This window comes from Helicobacter sp. (assembly GCF_022511165.1).
In the GTDB taxonomy this organism is placed as follows: Bacteria; Campylobacterota; Campylobacteria; order Campylobacterales; family Helicobacteraceae; genus Helicobacter_C.
Genome location: NZ_JAFLSB010000028.1, coordinates 1 through 19,671 on the forward strand (window position 1 = coordinate 1; position 19,671 = coordinate 19,671).

Annotated in this window: 17 protein-coding genes; 14 read left to right on the forward strand and 3 right to left on the reverse strand. The window is 38.0% G+C overall.

What is annotated here, in order from left to right; translation table 11 throughout:
• Positions 1 to 131 precede the first annotated feature (131 nt).
• The gene (topA, locus tag J1E28_RS05260) at positions 132 to 2,351 is read right to left on the reverse strand and encodes a type I DNA topoisomerase (protein ID WP_291027476.1); all 2,220 of its coding nucleotides are present in this window, start codon (positions 2,349 to 2,351) and stop codon (positions 132 to 134) included.
• Positions 2,352 to 2,558: 207 nt separating this feature from the next.
• On the opposite strand from topA, the gene J1E28_RS05265 reads away from it, so the two are divergent.
• Complete coding sequence (locus tag J1E28_RS05265) at positions 2,559 to 4,103, forward strand: flagellin B (protein ID WP_291027478.1); 1,545 nt, start codon at positions 2,559 to 2,561, stop codon at positions 4,101 to 4,103.
• 33 nt (positions 4,104 to 4,136) lie between these two features.
• Positions 4,137 to 6,035, forward strand: coding sequence for a motility associated factor glycosyltransferase family protein (locus J1E28_RS05270; protein ID WP_291027480.1), 1,899 nt, complete (start codon positions 4,137 to 4,139; stop codon positions 6,033 to 6,035).
• A 296-nt stretch (positions 6,036 to 6,331) separates the two neighbouring features.
• Here the strand turns inward: J1E28_RS05270 and J1E28_RS05275 are convergent, their stop codons facing one another.
• The gene (locus J1E28_RS05275) at positions 6,332 to 6,940 is read right to left on the reverse strand and encodes a hypothetical protein (RefSeq protein WP_291027482.1); all 609 of its coding nucleotides are present in this window, start codon (positions 6,938 to 6,940) and stop codon (positions 6,332 to 6,334) included.
• Between the two features lie 2 nt (positions 6,941 to 6,942).
• Positions 6,943 to 8,364, reverse strand: coding sequence for a DEAD/DEAH box helicase (locus J1E28_RS05280; protein ID WP_291027508.1), 1,422 nt, complete (start codon positions 8,362 to 8,364; stop codon positions 6,943 to 6,945).
• 285 nt (positions 8,365 to 8,649) lie between these two features.
• Here J1E28_RS05280 and J1E28_RS05285 point away from each other — a divergent pair, with 285 nt between their 5' ends.
• The 12 genes from J1E28_RS05285 to J1E28_RS05340 all read left to right on the forward strand — a co-directional run.
• Complete coding sequence (locus J1E28_RS05285) at positions 8,650 to 9,360, forward strand: cytochrome c biogenesis protein CcdA (RefSeq protein WP_291027484.1); 711 nt, start codon at positions 8,650 to 8,652, stop codon at positions 9,358 to 9,360.
• Positions 9,361 to 9,369: 9 nt separating this feature from the next.
• Positions 9,370 to 10,605 carry a metal-dependent hydrolase gene (locus J1E28_RS05290; protein WP_291027486.1) on the forward strand — a complete coding sequence of 412 codons (1,236 nt, stop codon included), beginning with the start codon at positions 9,370 to 9,372 and terminating at the stop codon, positions 10,603 to 10,605.
• Positions 10,606 to 10,615: 10 nt separating this feature from the next.
• Positions 10,616 to 11,425 (forward strand): mechanosensitive ion channel domain-containing protein, encoded by an 810-nt coding sequence (locus J1E28_RS05295; RefSeq protein WP_291027488.1) that lies wholly within the window; start codon positions 10,616 to 10,618, stop codon positions 11,423 to 11,425.
• Positions 11,425 to 12,696 (forward strand): metal-dependent hydrolase, encoded by a 1,272-nt coding sequence (locus J1E28_RS05300; RefSeq protein ID WP_291027490.1) that lies wholly within the window; start codon positions 11,425 to 11,427, stop codon positions 12,694 to 12,696. The genes J1E28_RS05295 and J1E28_RS05300 overlap by 1 nt, the downstream gene beginning before the upstream one ends.
• Complete coding sequence (locus tag J1E28_RS05305) at positions 12,693 to 13,199, forward strand: low molecular weight protein-tyrosine-phosphatase (RefSeq protein ID WP_291027492.1); 507 nt, start codon at positions 12,693 to 12,695, stop codon at positions 13,197 to 13,199. Before J1E28_RS05300 ends, J1E28_RS05305 begins: the two co-directional genes overlap by 4 nt.
• 3 nt (positions 13,200 to 13,202) lie before the next feature.
• Positions 13,203 to 13,580: a Spx/MgsR family RNA polymerase-binding regulatory protein gene (locus J1E28_RS05310; protein WP_291027494.1), complete on the forward strand. Its 378-nt coding sequence runs from the start codon at positions 13,203 to 13,205 to the stop codon at positions 13,578 to 13,580.
• Between the two features lie 8 nt (positions 13,581 to 13,588).
• Entirely contained in the window at positions 13,589 to 14,944 is a 1,356-nt protein-coding gene (locus tag J1E28_RS05315; protein WP_291027496.1) for an SH3 domain-containing protein, read from the forward strand.
• Entirely contained in the window at positions 14,941 to 15,858 is a 918-nt protein-coding gene (locus tag J1E28_RS05320; RefSeq protein ID WP_291027498.1) for a zinc ABC transporter substrate-binding protein, read from the forward strand. Before J1E28_RS05315 ends, J1E28_RS05320 begins: the two co-directional genes overlap by 4 nt.
• Entirely contained in the window at positions 15,858 to 16,586 is a 729-nt protein-coding gene (locus J1E28_RS05325) for a metal ABC transporter ATP-binding protein (RefSeq protein ID WP_291027500.1), read from the forward strand. Before J1E28_RS05320 ends, J1E28_RS05325 begins: the two co-directional genes overlap by 1 nt.
• A complete protein-coding gene (locus tag J1E28_RS05330) occupies positions 16,586 to 17,398 on the forward strand; it encodes a metal ABC transporter permease (RefSeq protein ID WP_291027502.1) in 813 nt (270 codons plus the stop codon). The genes J1E28_RS05325 and J1E28_RS05330 overlap by 1 nt, the downstream gene beginning before the upstream one ends.
• Positions 17,395 to 17,607 carry a DUF5408 family protein gene (locus tag J1E28_RS05335; RefSeq protein ID WP_291027504.1) on the forward strand — a complete coding sequence of 71 codons (213 nt, stop codon included), beginning with the start codon at positions 17,395 to 17,397 and terminating at the stop codon, positions 17,605 to 17,607. The genes J1E28_RS05330 and J1E28_RS05335 overlap by 4 nt, the downstream gene beginning before the upstream one ends.
• 18 nt (positions 17,608 to 17,625) lie before the next feature.
• Positions 17,626 to 19,671 (forward strand): RNA ligase (locus tag J1E28_RS05340; RefSeq protein ID WP_291027506.1); only part of this gene is annotated, 2,046 nt, incomplete at its 3' end.

Here is a 19,671-nt window from a genome sequence, read left to right on the forward strand (position 1 = left end):
AAGCAAAGAGTGAAAGAGAGCTTTAGCAAAGAGGCAATTATGCCATTGTGGGAGGAGGTATTAGAATCTAAGAAACCTTAGATTCTACTTTACTCACAAGCCCCATACACTATTTCTATTTAAGCGATGAACTAAGCGCTCACTTCACTTCTATGTTTGCATTTTATACATTCATAGACTTGTTTTTTGCGATATTCTCGCGTAGCACACATTCCTCCACATTCGGGGCATTTATGCGTAGTAGGCTGAAACTTTGAAATAAAAGTGCATTTAGGATAATTTTTACATCCAAAAAATGCACCCCTACGACTAAATCTCTGCACAATCTCCCCTCCACATTCAGGGCATACCACGCCCTCAACAACTTGAGCAGAAACTTTGTTTTGCAATGATTTTGTATTTTTGCATTTAGGATAACCACTACACGCAAGAAATTCGCCATTTCTGCCCATTTTTTTTACCATTGCTTGCCCGCATTTCTCGCACACCCCTGCTTCTTCACTTGATTCTTTTGCACTTTGCTCATTTGGTTTAATATATTTGCATTTAGGATAACCACTACACGCGACAAATATGCCATATCGGCTTTGTCTTTGCACAAGCTCCTTGCCACATTGTGGGCATAGCTCACCTGTGGGAAGAGTAAGCTTTTGCGAAGCGATATTTTTTTTGCCAGATTCTATTTTTTCCATAAAAGGCTCATAAAACGCCCATAGCATCGCTTCCCAATCGATTTTTTCCTGCGCTATATCATCAAGTTTATCTTCCAATCCTGCACTAAAATGAGCATCTACAATTTCATTAAAATACGATTCAAGCATTTCAACAACCTTAAATGCACTCTCGCTTGGTATAAGCTGTTTTTTCTCTACCTGTACATATTCTCTTGCCACAAGCAAAGCAATCGTAGGTGCATAAGTGCTTGGACGCCCTATACCTAGAGATTCCATACTTTTAATAATACTCGCCTCACTATAACGCGATGGAGCTTCGGTAGATTTTTGCAGGGCACATACTTCCTGCAAATGCACCTCCTCACCCTCTTTGCACTCTGGCAAAAGCTTGTCTTTATCATCATTTCCCATAATCTTATAGAATCCATCAAATACAAGTTTGCGCCCATTTGCCTTAAACACAATTTTTTTATCCTTTGAACTCAAAAGAATGCTCTGTGTCTCAAAAAGTGCATCTTCGCTTTGTGAAGCCAAAAATCGATTATAAATAAGTGTATAAAGCTTGTATTCTTCGGGTTTGAGATAAGATTTTGCCATATCTGGCGTAAAATCTAAATTCGTAGGACGTATGGCTTCGTGTGCTTCTTGCGCATTTTTTGATTTAGTTGCATAATTTTTTGGCTTTTTGGGGACATACTGCTCACCATACATTTTACCTAAAAGCTTTCTTGCCGCATCTTGAATTTCTTTAGCAATATTAAGACTATCTGTGCGCATATATGTGATAATCCCCATTGTCCCAAAGCTCGTATTCACTCCCTCATAAAGTCTTTGCGCGATACTCATCGTGCGTGAGGGGGAGAATCCTAAAAGACTTGAGGCGCTCTGTTGCAAAGTAGAAGTCATAAATGGTGGGGGGGTGGGCGTTTTTTTTGCTTTTTTGCTAATCTCTTCAATTATAAATTGCGTATTTTTAATACACTCACACATCTCTTTGACTTGCGCAGAATCCTGCAAAGAAAGCTTCTCTAGCTTCTTATTATAATATACCAATTCAGATTCTATATATGCTTTTGCTTTTACGCCAAAAGTTGCATTAACCATAAAATAAGTAATGGGCTTAAAAGCAGCAATCTCCCGCTCTCTATCGACAATAATCTTTAATGCCGCACTTTGTACTCGTCCTGCCGATAGCCCTTTTTGAATCTTTGAAGACATCAGTTGAGAGAGCTTAAAACCCACAATTCTATCAAGCAAACGACGCGCTTGCTGGGCATTAACCTTTGCCATATCAATTAATCTGGGATTTTGCAGTGAATGTATAATAGCATTTTTAGTAATTTCGTGGAATACAATGCGTGGAAACTCATCATAAGGGCGGTTAAGGGCTTGAGTAATATGGAATCCTATGGCTTCCCCTTCTCTATCCTCATCAGTGGCTATATAAGTAGTCTTTGCTTTCTTGCTTGCATTTTGAATCTTACTTACAATCTCCTTATGATCTTTGTCTATGTCGTATTGGGGCTGGAATTTTTGATTCTTTATCTCTATCCCAAAACTATATTTTGGCAAATCACGGATATGCCCTTTGGACGCTATAACTTCATATGTATCACCTAAAAAATTTTTAATTGTTTTTGCTTTGGCTGGTGATTCTACAATAATTAAATCTTTCATAATAAGCCTCTCGTAATTCTATTTGGCTACTTGAATGAAGCCTCAATCGAATAATACTCTACTTTTTTCGAGCTAGATTGTAGCACAGAATCTCAATATATTCTTACATTATTGCAGCTTTTGATGAACAAAATTTCATATATCAAAATATGGAATGTAATTTGCTTAATCGGCATAAACGAAAAAAAATTTAGCAAAGGATGCAAAATGAGTTTTAGGATAAACACGAACATCTCAGCCCTCACTGCCCACACCATTGGTGTGCAAAATAACAGAAGCTTACATAACTCACTTGAAAAGTTAAGCTCTGGCTTACGACTCAATAAAGCTGCCGATGACGCTTCAGGTATGGCGATTGCCGATAGCTTAAGAAGTCAAAGCGAAAGTTTAGGACAAGCTGTAAGAAATGCCAATGATGCCATTGGTATGATTCAGATTGCCGATAAAGCGATGGATGAACAGCTTAAAATTCTTGATACTATCAAGACAAAAGCTATTCAAGCCGCTCAAGATGGGCAAAGTAACGAAACAAGAAAGGCGCTTCAAAATGATATTATCCGCCTTTTAGAGGAACTTGATAATATCGCTAATACCACAAGCTATAATGGACAGCAAATGCTCTCTGGTGCGTTTTCTAATAAAGAATTCCAAATCGGTGCGTATTCAAATACCACGGTTAAAGCCTCTATTGGTCCTACAAGCTCGGATAAAATTGGGCACGTTCGTATGGAGAGTGGCTCATTTGCAGGGATTGGTATGCTTGCTTCTGGAGCGGCTTCAAACCTCACAGAAGTGATGTTAAAATTTCGTCAAGTTGATGGAAAACACGATTTTGATACCGAAACCGTCAAAATTTCTACATCAGCAGGAACTGGGCTTGGGGCTTTGACAGAAGTAATTAATAAATATGCCGATACACTTGGTGTGCGTGCAGCGTGGAATGTAATGGCAACAGGTGATGTACCTGTACTCTCTGGAACGGTACGTGGCTTAGTGATAAATGGTGTAACCATTGGAAATGTTACTGATGTGCGCAAAAATGACTCCGATGGGCGATTACTCAATGCAATTAATAGCATTAAAGAACGCACAGGTTGCGAAGCCTATACAGATATCACAGGGCGTATGAATGTGCGCAGTCTTGATGGACGCGCGATTTGTATTCGCACAGAAGGTGATAGTGGAAAAGTCTTCGGTGGAGGAAATTTCGCAGGGATTTCAGGGACAGAACACGCTATTATTGGGCGTTTGACTTTAATACGCACAGATGCAAGAGATATTATTGTGAGCGGGCTTAATTACAGCCACATTGGATTCCACTCTGCACAAGGTATTGCAGAATACACTGCAAATCTCCGCTATATACGTGGCGAAATGGACGCTAATATCGCTTCAGCGTGTGGGGCAAATGCAAATGTTGCTCAAGCAAACTTACATTTTGATGGTATAGGTGCTGGGGTTACAAGCCTTAAGGGTGCAATGGTTGTTATGGATATGGCAGAATCAGCTCGGATTCAGCTTGATAAACTCCGCGCAGATATTGGTTCAGCACAGATTCAGCTCGTAACCACAATCAACAATGTCTCTGTTACACAAGTAAATGTTAAAGCTGCAGAATCTCTAATCCGCGATGTGGATTTCGCGCAAGAATCAGCAACATTCTCTAAGCACAACATCTTGGCACAAAGCGGTAACTTCGCTATGGCACAAGCTAATGCAGTGCAACAAAATGTGCTTCGATTGCTTCAATAAGCAAGAAGCGCGTAGCATAGCATAAACCAACCTATGCAAGATTTTTTTAGCCTCAATCTCTCCGCGTTAGCAGTGCGCTCCCCTGCTCTCGCGCTTAAGCTCAATGAGTTTAAGCCAAATCAAAACTATGAAGTGTTTGTGGGAGAGGATCCAATCAATATTAATATTATTGATAAACGCACCCACACACCACTTTTTACACAAAATCCACTTGAAGAAACAAATGAGAAAATTCGCGCATTTAGTAGCTACTCCCACTATCCTTACTTGTATTTTTTTGGTATGGGTAATGGTGTATTTTATAAGATTTTATTGCAAAATGAACTTTTAAAACGCATTGTGGTTTTTGAACCAGAGCTTGAAATACTCTTTATTGCATTACATTTTATGGATTTTAGCAAAGAAATTCTTAATAAACGTATTGTATTTTTTGAAGCAACAAATTGCGATTTTACACATATTGATGCACTTTTTTCCACAAATCGTGATGCAAGAATTTATTCAAAAGTCTATGATTTACATCTCTGTAATGCCTATTATGATACCTATTCTGCACTTTATATTCATATTAATCAGCTTTTTGTCCGCGCAATTGAGCATAGCGTAATTAGTGTGGGCAATGATAGCAAAGATTCTATCATTGGCATTTCTCATCATATACAGAATCTCCCCGATGTAGTTAAATCACCAACTTTGCTTGAACTTCTCTCTCATCTTAAAGGTAGGGATACGGCGATTATTGTTGCCACAGGTCCAAGCCTTAGCAAACAGCTCCCTTATTTGAAGCAGATTCAAGACTACGCAAGTATTTTTTGTATTGATGCTTCTTTTCCAATTCTTGCTAGAGAAGGCATTAAACCTGATATTGTGTTTTCACTTGAGCGCGTGGATTTGACTGCAAAATTTTATGAAGATACACCTAAAGAAGCGCATAAAGATGTGATTTTTGCAATTACCTCTATCGTACATAAACGTCTCAAAGATGCGCTCAAGGGCGATATAGTGCAGTATTCCCTGCGTCCTTTTGGCTATACAAATTACTTCCGTATCCCAGAATATGGCTATCTAGGCATTGGTATGAGTGCAGCAAATATGGCATATGAACTTGTGGTGCATTCAAGATTCAAACGATGTATTATCATCGGGCAGGATTTGGCTTTTGGCGAAGATGGCACTTCTCACGCTAAAAATGCAGTATATGGTGCAAATGAAATTAGCCCTCAAACAATGGAAGAAAAAGGGCAAAAGGTAATGGTAGAAAAATATGGTGGGGGTGGAATGGTAGAATCTACAAAGATTTGGAAGCTTTTTTTGGGCTTTTATGAACGTGATATTGCCAACACTCCTTATCCAATTGAAGTGATTAATTCCACAGAGGGGGGCGCGAGGATTACTGGCACAAAGGAGATTCCATTTAAAGAAGCTATTAAGCTTATTGATAAGACACACAAAAAAATCCCTATAAAACTCTCCTATCCCACAGCACAAGAATCTCAAGCAAGGCTTGCCAAAGTGCGACAAAAAGCGCAAGAATGGATTGATTTAGGTTTAAAAGATAAAGCACTTGTTGAGGAAGTCTTTTTAGAAGTCGCCGCACTTACAGAAAGACTAGAACTCCTTAATAAAGAGGGGCGGTTAGAGGAGCTTCAAGCACAAGAATTGCAAGATTGCATACAAAGAATCCAAGAGGTAAAAGATTTATTTGAACAAACAAGATTCAGGGAATGTTTTATGGACGCCATACAATCATATATTTTTCACCAAGAAATGGATATTGCGCGTTTGCTTGTTATGCCCACAAACAATGAAGAAGCTAAACTCATTAAGCAAACTGAACTTATTTATGCACATAAATACTGGCTTTTCTCACTCGCTGGAGGAATGGATGTAGTAATTGAAGTTGTTAAAAAAGCCCTAGAAACTTGGGAGTAGGAGCAAAATCTAAGCCTTTAGATTCTAGCTTTGCTTTTCATTTAAATAAATAAGGATTTTCATTTTTTTTATAGCCTTTAAAAAAACCTTGTTATCATCATTTATAAACTTCTCCCACCTCAATTTTTTCATAAGCTCATCTCATTTTATATTGATTAATACTTTTTTTCTAATGAGTAGGGCTAGATTCAACAGGAGCAAATCTAAAGAAACCATTATTTTTATTAACGCCTCTTTTTTTAAGCACAATATAAAATTTATATTATACAAAGGAATACAAATCTAAAAAAAATGCGTTATATGCTAAAATCATAATAGCTCAAAGTGAGCATAAGGCTTGAAGTATCAAAGCGCTCACCAAGGAGCTTTTTGCTTTTGTAATTAAATCCTCGTGTGTAGCCCACGCTTAACCCATATCCTCGTGCTATATCAATGAATATCTCTGCTTTAGCCAAACCACCATAGATATTATATTGCTCTTTTTCTTCAGGCGTAGCAAGGTTACTCATTTCAAAACCACCACCAAGTAGTCCAATTACACGCCCACCAAAAAGCCGAACTCCTCCCTGTGCGCCTAAAGAAAATGCAAAAAGCCCATTTTTATTTTCCTGCCCTGCGCGTCCATCAATCCACGCATTGAGCAAAAGTCTTTGGGAATCTCCAAACATCAATCCTCGTTTAAGTCCAAAAATTACCGCACCTCTTGTGCTTTTATAGTCTTTAAACTCTAGCATTTCCCCTGATGTATGTGTAATGCTAGAGCGTACCCCACCAATACTAAAGCTCCCAAAGCTACGATTATCTAAAGAAGTCGGTGCAGGAGAGAAATCAATCCCCTGCGCACAAGAAATGAATAATCCTATTGCCCATACAAGATTCTTTAATAATTTCGATGGCAATCTCACTCTTAACCCCAAATACTACCCGTGTAAGGTTGGCTTCTATCTATACCATTATATTGCTGCTTCTTATTAGTCCTACCTTTGTTATTTTTATTGTCTTTTTGCGTTTTTCTGTGATGAGTATATTTTGACTTTTTATGTGAGAGTTCCTCATTTTGCTGTAATTCAAGCCCTGCAACCTGCTCTTTACTAAATCCAATTTTTACATTGCTATTTTTTTCTAAATAAAGCGAAATAAGCTTCAAACATAGCTGCGTTGTATCTATTTTGTCTTTAAGCTTTTCATAAATGGCTAAGGATTTATCACTAATTTTTGTCTGTGAAAGCTCTTGAGAGAAAGTATCATCGCTATATTCTTGTGCAATTTCACATAAAGTCAGCTCTGCTTTAGTAATTTGCTTAATCTTGCTTAGATCTTTATATTCAAGTGGCGTAGCAAGAGTAATCGCTACTCCTTTTTTTCCTGCGCGTCCTGTGCGCCCGATACGATGCACATAGCTTTCAGGATTAAGTGGAATATGATAATTAAACACGTGGCTTACATCACTAATATCCAATCCACGAGAAGCCACATCAGTAGCGACAAGAACCTCAATTTTTTTATCCTTAAAAGCTTTCATACTTTCGCGTCTCTCCCACTGCTCCATATCTCCGTGTAATGCAGCGGCTTTAAATCCACGACTAGCAAGCCTTTTGGCAAGGGCATCTGCCTCTTTTTTCATACGTGTAAAAATAATGCTTTTTGTGGGATTTTGTGTCTCAATAAGACGCACAATCGCCTCATCGCGCTCACCCTCGTTGATAATATAATACTGCTGCTCTATGTCTTTATTTGTAATATCTGCGGGTGTGATTTTGACAAAAGAGGGATTATCAAGAATCCTCATTGCTAAATCCTTAATAGGCTCTGGCATCGTAGCTGAAAAAAGCAAAGTTTGATGTGTGCTTGGCAAAAATTTAAAAATTTCCTCAATATCATCTAAAAAACCCATATCAAGCATTTCATCAGATTCATCAAGCACCACGATTTTGGGCATAAATCGCTCAATACGTCCATTTTGGAGATGATCAAGTAATCTGCCGGGTGTAGCTATCATTACTTTTGGATTCTTCTCTAATAAATCACATTGCCGCTTAATGCTTTGCCCACCATACATACAAATCGTTTTTATGCGCCCAAATCGCCCAAGCTTAAGAATCTCCTCACTAATTTGCATAGCAAGTTCCCTCGTAGGGGTAATAATAAGTGCTTCAATCTCTTTATTATGGCTCAAAGCGTTTAAAATAGGAATAGCAAATGCCGCTGTTTTGCCTGTGCCTGTTTGTGCTTGAGCTACGAGATCCTTGCCTTGCAAAATAATAGGAATACTCTGCTCTTGCACAGGACTTGGTGTGCTAAAACCCGCCTCTTTGATACCCCTTAACACAAAATCTTTTAATTTAAACTCATCAAAAGTTTTTTCTTTATTTTGCTTCTCTTGTGTATGTGATTTTACAGCATCTTGTGCAGTAAAATCCTGTGTAGAGCTGCCCTCTTTATGTACCTCACCCACAATCTTATCCTTTTATTTGTATTGCTCTTATAATGTATAACAAAAGAACAAAGATTATATAATAAAATTATATTTTTTGAGTGAATTTGTAAAAATATTGTCGCGCCTTAGATATAATGCCCTATTTACGCAATTTAACACATATACAAAAGGATAATAGTGATTTTTGATCATACTCTTATCGCACTTTATGAATCTATGCCCTTTGGGGCAAGTTTTTGCGCTGGGATTCTTACTTTTCTAAGCCCTTGCATTGCACCTCTTATCCCCCCGTATATCTCATATATTTCTGGTGTTGAGATTCAAAATTTAGAGCAAAAACAAGGCTTTTATAAATGGCGCATTATCTATACTGCCTTGTTATTTATTGTTGGATTTTCACTTGTTTTTATTATATTCGCGCTATTTGCTTCATCAATACTAGGTGCATTTTTTGCACATTCTTTAGTGCGCTATATTGCTGGAGGCATCATCATCCTTTTTGGAATCCACTTTTTATTTCCCCTCAAACTTGCTTTTTTATACAAAAATCTTCAGCTTAATCTCAATCACACGCGTTTTGGCTTCCTCTCGCCCTTTATTCTTGGCATAGGTTTTAGTATTGGCTGGAGTCCGTGCATAGGTCCCATTCTCGCCTCGATTCTTACTCTTTCACTCTCTCAACCAACACACGCGTTTTGGCTTATGCTATGCTATTGTGGAGGGCTTGGTATAAGCTTTTTGCTCGTAGCTATTTTTGTGCAAAAAGCATTAGGGCTTTTAAAAAAGCTTACACCATTTTTGCGACTTGTAGAAGTCATTTCTGGCTTGCTCCTTATGCTCATTGGTGTGCTTATTATCACACACAAAACAGATTTTTTGTTGTTCTAAGGAGAATCTATGCTTTTTAAAAATGCAACACTTTGTGATTATCAAGGTATAAAAGAAGGAGATTTACGCACAGAAAATGGTATTATTACAGCCATTGGCTCACTCACGCCACTTCCTAATGAAGAAATATTTGATGTGGGAGGCAAGCTCCTCTTTCCTGCAATGATTGATCTTAATGTTGCTCCCAAAAGCCTTTCCCTGTCGGTAAAAAACCTCCTCACGCTAAGCGAAAAAGCCCTTAAAGGCGGTGTAGGAAGTATTTTGCTCTATCCTTACACAAATCCCACTTGCAGCGAAAATGGTAGTATTGAGCTTATAAAAAGCCTCAACGCTCAATCCCCTATTCATCTTCTACCTGCTATTAATCCCTTGAATGCAGAGGGAAAGCTAAGTGATATTAGCACTTTACACAATAGCGGTGGGTGGGCAATTTTTGCGCGAAGTGATACAAATGCTCACACCCTTATGCGCATTGCTCAATATGCACAAATGCTTGAGATTCCACTTATATGCCTCTGCCAAGATGATTCTTTAAGCGATGGCGTAATGAATGAGGGACTTTTAAGTGCATCTTTGGGACTACCTGCAATCCCTTCATATAGCCAAACAAAAGAAGTGGCTAAAATCGCTGAAATGCTCTGCTCTTTGCCCATAAAGGTTATTTTTGATACACTCGTGTATCCACGCAGTTTTGAGATATTACGCATCTTTAAAGAACATTTATCTCCCATAAAAGCAAGTTTTTTTACCCAAACTTCAATTCATCATCTTATCCTTGATGAAAGCCTATGTGAAAACTACAATACTGCCGCTAAAATCAATCCTCCTCTTGTAGATAAACATTCACAAGAGCAACTTCTAAATCTTGTGCAAAAAAGTAAAGTTGATTTGCTCACAAGCTTACAATGTGCAGATTTTAAATCTAAAAAAGATCAGGTGTTTGAATTAGCAAGCTTTGGTATAGATGAGCTTGAAAACTATTTTTCACTGCTCTATACTTTTTTACACAAGCAGTATCAAATCCCGCTTCCACTTATTTCGCGCCTTACAAGCTATACTCCCGCACAGATTTTAAATCTCAATAAAGGCGCATTACAAGAGGGCAAAATTGCAGAAATTTGCATTGCAGATACGCAAACGCAATATATTCGCAATGATACATTCTCACCCTATCATCAACATCATCTTTATGGTAGAATCGAAGCCTTTTTAAGCAATGAAATACTTTACACTCCACATCAATAAGGAAAAATAAATGCAAGAATTGTTTATGGACTATCTCCCACAAATCAAAGAATTAAGTATTGGGCTTTTAAAGGCTGTGATAATTTTCATCGTGGGCTATTATGTCTCAAGATTCATAAAAAATAGAGTGCGTGAAACAATCGCAAAAAGAGATGAAATTCTTGCAAAATTTATCTCGCAAGTGATTTTTGTCCTCTCTCTTGTGGTAATGATTATTGCAGCACTTGGCACAATGGGTGTGCAGACAAACTCTATTATTGCTGTGCTTGGCACCGCAGGTGTAGCTATCGCACTAGGTTTGAAAGATTCACTCTCTTCTGTGGCAAGTGGTATCATACTCATTGTTTTACGCCCTTTTAAAAAAGGAGATTTAATCGAAGTAGGTAGCCTCGTAGGAAGTGTGGAAAGCATTAATCTTTTTACAACAAATCTACGCCTTAATGACGGAAAATTTGCCATTATCCCTAATAGCACTATGGCAACAGCAAATATTATTAACACCACCTATAACGAGCAGCGGCGCATTGAACTCATCATTGGTGTGGGATACCAAAGCGATATAGAATCTGTGAAGCAAATCATCACCGATGTGCTTAAATCTACGCCTGAAGTCGATATGAATCACTCCTATTTTATTGGTTTAACCGAACTTGGGGCGAGTTCTTTAAACTTCACACTCCGCTTTTGGATAAAACTTGAATATGGCATTATTGATTCACAAAGCAAGGTATTAGAGGGTATCAAAAAAAGCCTTGATGAGCACGGCATTGAGATTCCATATAATAAACTTGATGTCAATATTACAAAGGCAATGGCATAATGCAAATCTTTGGTGCAGAATTAGTATTTATATGCAATGAGGACTTTTCTATCCTTCATAATGGTGGCATTGCCTTTGAAGAAGGCAAAGATGAGATTATAAAGGTTGGCGATTATAAGGAGCTTTGTTCCCTCTATCCTAATGCAAAAATGCACTTTTATCCCCATTTTGTGCTTTTACCAGCACTCATTAATGCCCATATCCATTTTGAATTTGGCGCACATTTAGCGCAATTTTGTTATGGAGATTTTGGTGCGTGGCTTGATAGTCTGATGCGCAACAGAGATGAAGTATTTACACTTATGCAAAATCTCCAAACCTTATTTCAAGAAGGTATTCAAGAGCAGCTTGAATCTGGAGTGGGGAGCGTAGGTGCAGTGAGCAGCTATGGCAGTGATATGCACGCGCTTGCAAAAAGCCCCCTACGTGTAGTATATTTTAATGAAGCCATAGGAAGCAATCCAAGCGCAATTGATTTTCTCTACAATAATATACTAGAACGTTTAGAAGAAGCAAAATCGCTTGCTTCTTGCACTTTTACTCCAGCTCTTGCTTTACATTCGCCATATTCCCTCCACCCCATAATGGCACAAAAACTTGTAGCACTTGCCGCACAAGAGCATTTGCCCCTTTCTACACATTTTTTAGAATCTACTTATGAAAGAGAGTGGCTCACACAAAATAGTGGATATTTCAAAGATTTTTTTCATAAATTTATGAAAGTTGAAAACCCTAAAAGTTTTTATACCCCTCAAAGCTTCCTAGATATGCTTACTCCTTTGCAAAATAATGCCCTCTCGCTTACGCATTGTTTGCAAATTACTCAAGAAGAAGTAGAGAAGATAAAATCACTTCAAGCTTCTATTATCACTTGTCCTCGTAGCAATCGCCTTTTAAATAATGCTTTTTTCTCACGAAAACTTTTAGTGGATTCTCATATTCCTTTGGCTATTGGCACAGATGGTAAAAGCTCAAATCATAATGTGAATCTCCTTGATGAATTGCGCACTGCACTCTATGGCTATGAAAAAGAAGAGATTATGGAGCTTGCAAAAAGCCTTTTATTAAGCGCCACATTGTATGGAGCAAAAGCTTTAGGGCTTAATAATGGCTCATTATGCGAGGGCAAAAATGTAGATTTTGCCCTTTTTAGTTTTACTCAACCTCTCTATGATTCCAAACACGCTCACCCCGATCAATCGCCCTTGCAGTTTATCCTCCACGCGACAAAACCTACAAAACTTTTTATCAGCGCAAAGGCAGTGCTATGAAAGAGAAAAAACCTCAAAGCATACTCTTTGTGTGCTTAGGCAATATTTGCCGCTCACCCTTAGCAGAGGGAATAGCAAAGCATTTAATAAAAAAACATAATCTCAAACTTAAGCTTGATTCTGCAGGGACGAGTGGGTGGCATATTGATGAGCCACCCTGTGCGGGTTCGCGCAATGTAGCTAAAGCGCACGGATTTAGCATTGATAATCTAAGAGGGAGGCGTGTGAGTGTATATGCTGATGATAGCTTTGATCTCATCATTGCGCTTGATAGGCAAAATTATGCAGATTTACTTGCACTTGGCTTTGAAAAAACAAAGGTAAAAAAACTTGGTGATTTTGGGCTTAATGGCGCAGATATACCTGACCCTTATACTTACAAAGATGCACAGAGCTTTGAGAAAATCTATCAAATGCTTGAGCTTTGCGTCTCCAACCTACTCTCTATACATTATCCTATGATAAAATCCACACAAGATTCTCAAGATACCCACAAAGGATAAAAAATGATAACGCTTTATGGCATTAAAACTTGCGGTAGCGTGAGAAAAGCAATCGCGCTTTTAGAAAAACATAGCATTCCTTTTAATTTTGTTGATCTTAAAACCCATAGCCTTAATAACGCACTTATTACCTCGTGGATAGAAAAAAAAGGCATTAAAATCGTGCTTAATACCAAAGGCACAACTTATAAAAATCTCAAAAAAGAGGGCGTTATTGTAGATTCTACCTTAGAAACTTTGTCTAAGCAAATAGCCTTATTGACACAATATCCCTTGCTGCTTAAACGTCCCATTATTACCTATGAAAATGAGCTTATTATCGGCTATGATGAGGCGCGTATTATCGCGCTTGTGCAAAGCTATCAAAATCATAAATTTTAAGAGAAAAAATGAGATATTTTTACCAAAGCTATCTTTTTGTGTGTGCGTTACTCTTTGCTGCCTGTGCCACTGCGCCAAATTCTCTACAAATGATTGAAAGTGAAAATGTAAAGGATTTGCGAATCCTGCCCCAAGATGCACTTATTTATCTCACCAAAGAAGACAAAAAAGCAAGTAAAGAAAGCACAAAAAACATAGAAAAACTTAAAAAAGACTATTTGACAAAATATTTTTCACCTTGGAATGAAAAGCCAAATCGCAACAAAAAGACTATTTTTTGGGTAAAACCCTCACTCCTTAATTCACCCGGCTATGGCGAACATCGACAAAAAAATTCAAAAAAATATACCAAAAAGATTTTAGATTCTATGCAGATAAAATCTTACCCAAGCCTTGCGCAAAAGGCGATTGTTACCACCACTACCGCTGTGCGCGCTGTGCCAACAAATAAGCCAAGATTTAATACCGCCGATGGTTATCCTTTTGATAGATGGCAAAATTCGCTTATTTTTGCTCTTACTCCTGTGCTTATTACACATACAAGCAAAGATAAGGCGTGGGTGCATATCCAATCTGGCTTTGTGTATGGCTGGGTAGAAGCTCAACATATCGCCACGCTCACTGCCGAACAAGTAAAAGAGATAGAATCTTATAAAAACTATGTAACGCCTATTAGAGATGATATTGATATTGTAGATTCTCATAAACATTTTGTTATGCGAGGGCGCATAGGGCAGATTTTTGCCCTCAAGGAGACAAGGGGGAATGAATTTGCACTCATTAATTATGTGAGAATGCCTGATGGTAGCGCAAAAAAAGAGATGATGTATGCACCTAAAAATGCTTTTGCTACTTTTCCTCTTGCACTCAAAGCAGAATCTATCGCAAAGACTATTAATGCAATGCTTGGGCAGAGATATGGTTGGGGTGGGTATTTAGAAAATCGCGATTGCTCGGCTTTTATCCGCGATATTTTTGCTCAATACGCCTTGCATTTACCACGTAATTCCAAAGCACAAGCATTTTATGGTAAGAATCAAATTGATTTAAAACAATTTGATAATAAAGAAAAAGAAGCATTTATTATCGAAAACGCAACGCCTTATCAAACGATTTTGTGGTTAGAGGGTCATATTACACTCTATATTGGCACATACAAAGGAAAAGCTATCATAGCTCATAGTGCGTGGAGTGTAACCACAGGTGAGAAGTATGAGCATATGCTCGGCGGGGTTGTAATTACTACGCTTTATGTGGGAAGTGAGCGCAATAGTACATCTGCCAAATCCCCCTTGCTTATTGATAAGATTCAAGCAATGAGCAATCTCTCCTATCTTGCAGCACGCATAAAAGAAGCAAAATGAAAGCTTTTTTATGTGTATGCTTGTGCATAATAGGTATGTATGCTAAGAATCTATCCTCTACCTCTGCATTGCTCCCAACTAAAATACTTGTGAGTGTATTGCCTCAAAAGGAGATGATTGAATACATTGGTGGCAAATATGTAGAAGTAGAAGTGCTTGTGCCTAGAGGTAAATCACCCGAAATTTATGAGCCAAATATTGCACAAATGAGACATATTGAGGATTCTCGTGTTTTTTTTGGTGTGGGTATGCCCTTTGAATCTGCGTGGCTTAAACGCATTAAGCATATTAATCCCTCACTTGTATATTATAATCTCACAGATGAGATTTTCTTACAATCAAATTCAAACATACAACCACAACCCAAACAACAAGAACACGACCATAATCCGCATATTTGGCTCTCTCCAAAAGCCTCTCTTGCTCAAATTGCATTTATTACACAAAAATTAAGCGAGATTCACAAAGAACAATCATCTTTTTTTGCTCAAAATGCCGCACTTTTAAAGGCTAAGATTGAGGCGATTCAAAAACATACCGCGCGTATTTTTGCCTTAGAAAAATCCCAAAAAAACTTTGTTACTTACCACCCTGCACTTACCTATTGGGGCGCGGAATTTCATCTCAAAGAATTGAGCCTTGAACATAATGGCAAGGAGCTTAAAGGCAGAGAATTAAGCACATTAATGGCAGAAATAAAAAATCAAAAAATACAAGCCATTTTTATTCAACCAGAATTTGCAAAATCACGTGTGGAAATGCTTGCTAGAGAATTAGGACTAAAGATTATTGAACTTGATGTTTTGCGCCAAGATTGGCTTTTATCCTTGCAAGATATAGCCTGTCAAATTGCATTTTCACTCTCACAACCTGAAAGCACAAAATGTGTGCAAGAATATTTTAAGGACAAGTGATGTCTAAACTTATAGAAATTAAAGACTTATCTTTTGCCTATGAAAAACCCAATGTGCTAGAAAATATCTCTTTTTGTGTGAAAGAAAATGATTTTTGGGCAATCATTGGTCCTAATGGCGGGGGCAAAACAACTTTTATAAAGCTTATATTGGGGCTTTTAAAACCTCAAAGTGGGCATATTCATTTTGCGCAAAATATAAGCGTAAAGCATATTGGCTATGTGCCACAGATTACAAGCACAAATATAGATTTTCCCATTTGCGTATATGATGTGATTATAATGGGGTTGCTTCAGCCTAGAATCTATGGCTTTAAACCCCCAAAAAATAAAGAAATAGAGCATTTAATGGAGAAGCTTCATATTGCTCATCTTGCCAAAAAGCCTCTCTATGCCCTATCTGGTGGAGAGCGACAAAAAGTTTTTATCGCTCGAGCCCTTATAAATAAACCTAAGCTCCTTATCCTTGATGAACCAACCGCAAATGTTGATGTCAAAGCACAAGATGAGATTTATCAACTCCTCTCAAAGCTTAATGAAAACCTTGCTATTCTTGTTGTAAGCCACGATCTTTCTGTTACACTTGGCTATGCAAAAGAGGTGCTATATATCAACAAATATGCTTTTATCCATCAAATTCCAAAACTCGAGCTTAATTTAAAAGAGCATATTTGTGAGGTAGATATTCTTAATTTCTTTGCCAAAGCTATGCAGGGGGAGGGGAAATAATGGGTGATTTATTCTCATATCAATTCGTGTGGATAGCACTCATAGTATCATTTTTAGTAAGTATTTGCAGTGGTATTATTGGTTCGATAATTGTAACAAATAAAAGTGTTTTTGTTGCTGGAGGTGTGGCTCATAGCGCATTTGGTGGGGTAGGCTTGGCACTTTTTTGCGGATTTAGCACTATGTTTGGAGCTATGCTTTTTAGTGTGATTATGGCACTCTTTCTTGCCTATGCGTTTTTATATCAAAGACAAAGGCTAGATGCGTATGTAGGGGCGAGTTGGGCTCTTGGTATGGCAATTGGTGTTATTCTTATTGATTTAAGCCCGGGCTACAATAATGATATTTCAAGCTATCTTTTTGGCTCGATTCTTGCCGTGAGCTTTGATGAAATAATTATTATGGCAATTTTTGATGTGATTATCATAGGATTTGTGTTTGCTTATTACTATGAGATTCTAAGTTTATTTTATGATAGTGAGTTTTGTGCGCTTAAGGGTATGAATATCAATCTTTGGACAGCTCTTATTTTTGTGCTTATTGCTGTTGGAGTGGTAATCTCAATGAGTGTTGCGGGGCTTATTTTAGTTCTAGCTATCCTTTCAATCCCTGCATACATAGCCAATCTTTTCTCGCATTCATTACGTTCTATGATGTGCATCTCTTGGCTCATCTCACTCATTTTTATGTGGGGAGGATTTTTTGTTGCCTATTGGTGTAATATCAGCATTGGAGCGTGTATAGTCGTGCTACTCACATTTGCTATGTTTGTGGCTATTCTTATTCATAAATACACAAGGAGGATTGTATGAAAGATTCAGTTATAAAAGAAGAAGAGACGCAAAAAATTGCCAAAAGAGGCGTGAAAATCGCGCTATTTTGCGTTTTTATCACCTTGCTTTTAAGCCTTATTAATATTTACATACTCATTAATCAAATTAGTGCAACTGCGGCAATGAGTAAAGAAATTAAAGTGTTACAAGAAAAACTAGGTATCCAAAGACAGGCTTTAGAAGACTAACATTATGAGCAGTAAAAAATGCGTATTTTAGCTCTTATGCGCGGAATCCCTGCGAGTGGCAAAAGCACTTGGATTAAAAATATGGGATTAAGCGAATACACGCTAAGCGCAGATTCTTTGCGCCTTATGGCAAGCTCTCCTATTCTTTTGCCTCAAATTACCTCTAAAGCTCCTTGCATAGAATCTGCAGATTCTCACACATTAGATTCATATATTACTAGCGGAATCAATCAACAAAATGACAAGCAAGTATGGAAATTCCTTTTTGCCCTCCTTGAAATGCGCTTGAAACAAGGAGATTTTACGATTATTGATGCCACACATACAAGTATAAAAGCCTTGCGCGCTTATGAAGCACTTGCAAACACTTATCGTTATCGCCTCATTGTGATAGATTTTAGCCATATTCCCCTAGAATTAGCCTTGCAGCGCAATGCCAATAGAGGCTATAAATCTGTGCCTAAGCATATTTTAGAATCTATGTATAAAACTCTGCAAGATTCTTTGTTTCAGCCTTTGCCCTCGCGCTATACACTCATTAAAGCCGATGAGATAAGCTCTTTGCAAGAACATTCTATGCTGCATTTTGCTCCACTTAATCTTAATGCCTATACACAAATCCACCATATAGGCGATATTCACGGCTGTTTTGAGACACTTTTGCATTATCTTATTTTGACAAACTCCTTAACATATTCCTTACAAGAAGCTTTGCAACTTTTAGAGCAATCACATTTTGAATCTTCAATATGCGCTTTGTTTCTCAATCCAAAAGCCTATTATATTTTCTTAGGAGATTATATTGATAGAGGCACTCAAAACGCAAAAGTCGTGCAATTTTTATTAGGCATTATGGATTTGCCAAATGTCTGTTTGCTTGAAGGCAATCACGAGCGTTGGCTCTATAAATGGGGAAAAGAAGAGCTAGATATCAATGATTTTAGCACCTTTACGCTCAAAGATTTAGAAAATGGCGGTATAACAAGCAAGGACACTCACAGGCTATATGCTAAGCTGCGTCAGTGCGCGTATTATACTTATGATGAAAAAATCATCTTATGCACGCACGGAGGGCTTCCTACGCTGCCAAATAACCTCTTGCTTGTGGCTACAAAGCAGCTTATTTATGGGAGTGGCGGATATGAAGATATGCAAGAGTGCGCAAAAAGCTTTAACTTAAGCACAGATTCTCACACCTATCAAGTTTTTGGGCATAGAAATAGAGAAAAACTCCCTATGTGCGTATATGAAAGAAATTTTGCACTTGAGGGAGGCGTAGAGTTTGGTGGGGCGTTGCGTGTGGCGATTCTAGCAAAAAGCCCTTTGAACTTCTGTGTGCCAAAGGCTCATACCCACATTGCAAAAACCCCTAAGTTCCTCGAGCAAAGCCCACTTATGGGGGTTATACAGGATAATTTCACACAAATATATATGCAAAACAAACACAATCTCCCCGCCCTCAATGCGCGTAAGGATTCACGCACGACCTTTGCGTTTTTGCAAAAGCTCCGCTCAACTTCACTCATTAAAGAGCGGAAGTTTGGGCAAATTTCAAGCTTTAATTTTACCAAAGAAGCATTTTTTGATAAAAGATGGAATGCCCTTACTTGCAAGGCGCGGGGCTTATTTATCGATACACATCATTTCTGCATTTGCGCAAGGAGCTATGATAAGTTTTTTAACTACAAGGAGCGTGAAGAGACAAGTGAAGAATCTTTAAAAGAGAAATTGGTATATCCTGTAAATGTATTTGTTAAAGAAAATGGTTTTTTGGGGATTATGAGTGCTTGTGAGGGCGGGGAGAGCAAAAGTGCCAAGAGATGCGAGCTGCAGGAGTTTTTTATCACATCAAAAACCGACCCCACGAGCCATTATGCGCTCATCGCGCGTCATATCATTGCAGAATCTCTTAAAACAAAGCAAGATTCTGCAATGCGTATCGCCACACTCCACAAAGAGCTTCAAACACGCAATCTTAGCCTTGTCTTTGAAGTGATACACCCACAAGATGATCCACATATTATCGCTTATGAAAAGCCTCAAGTGATTTTACTTGATGCAATT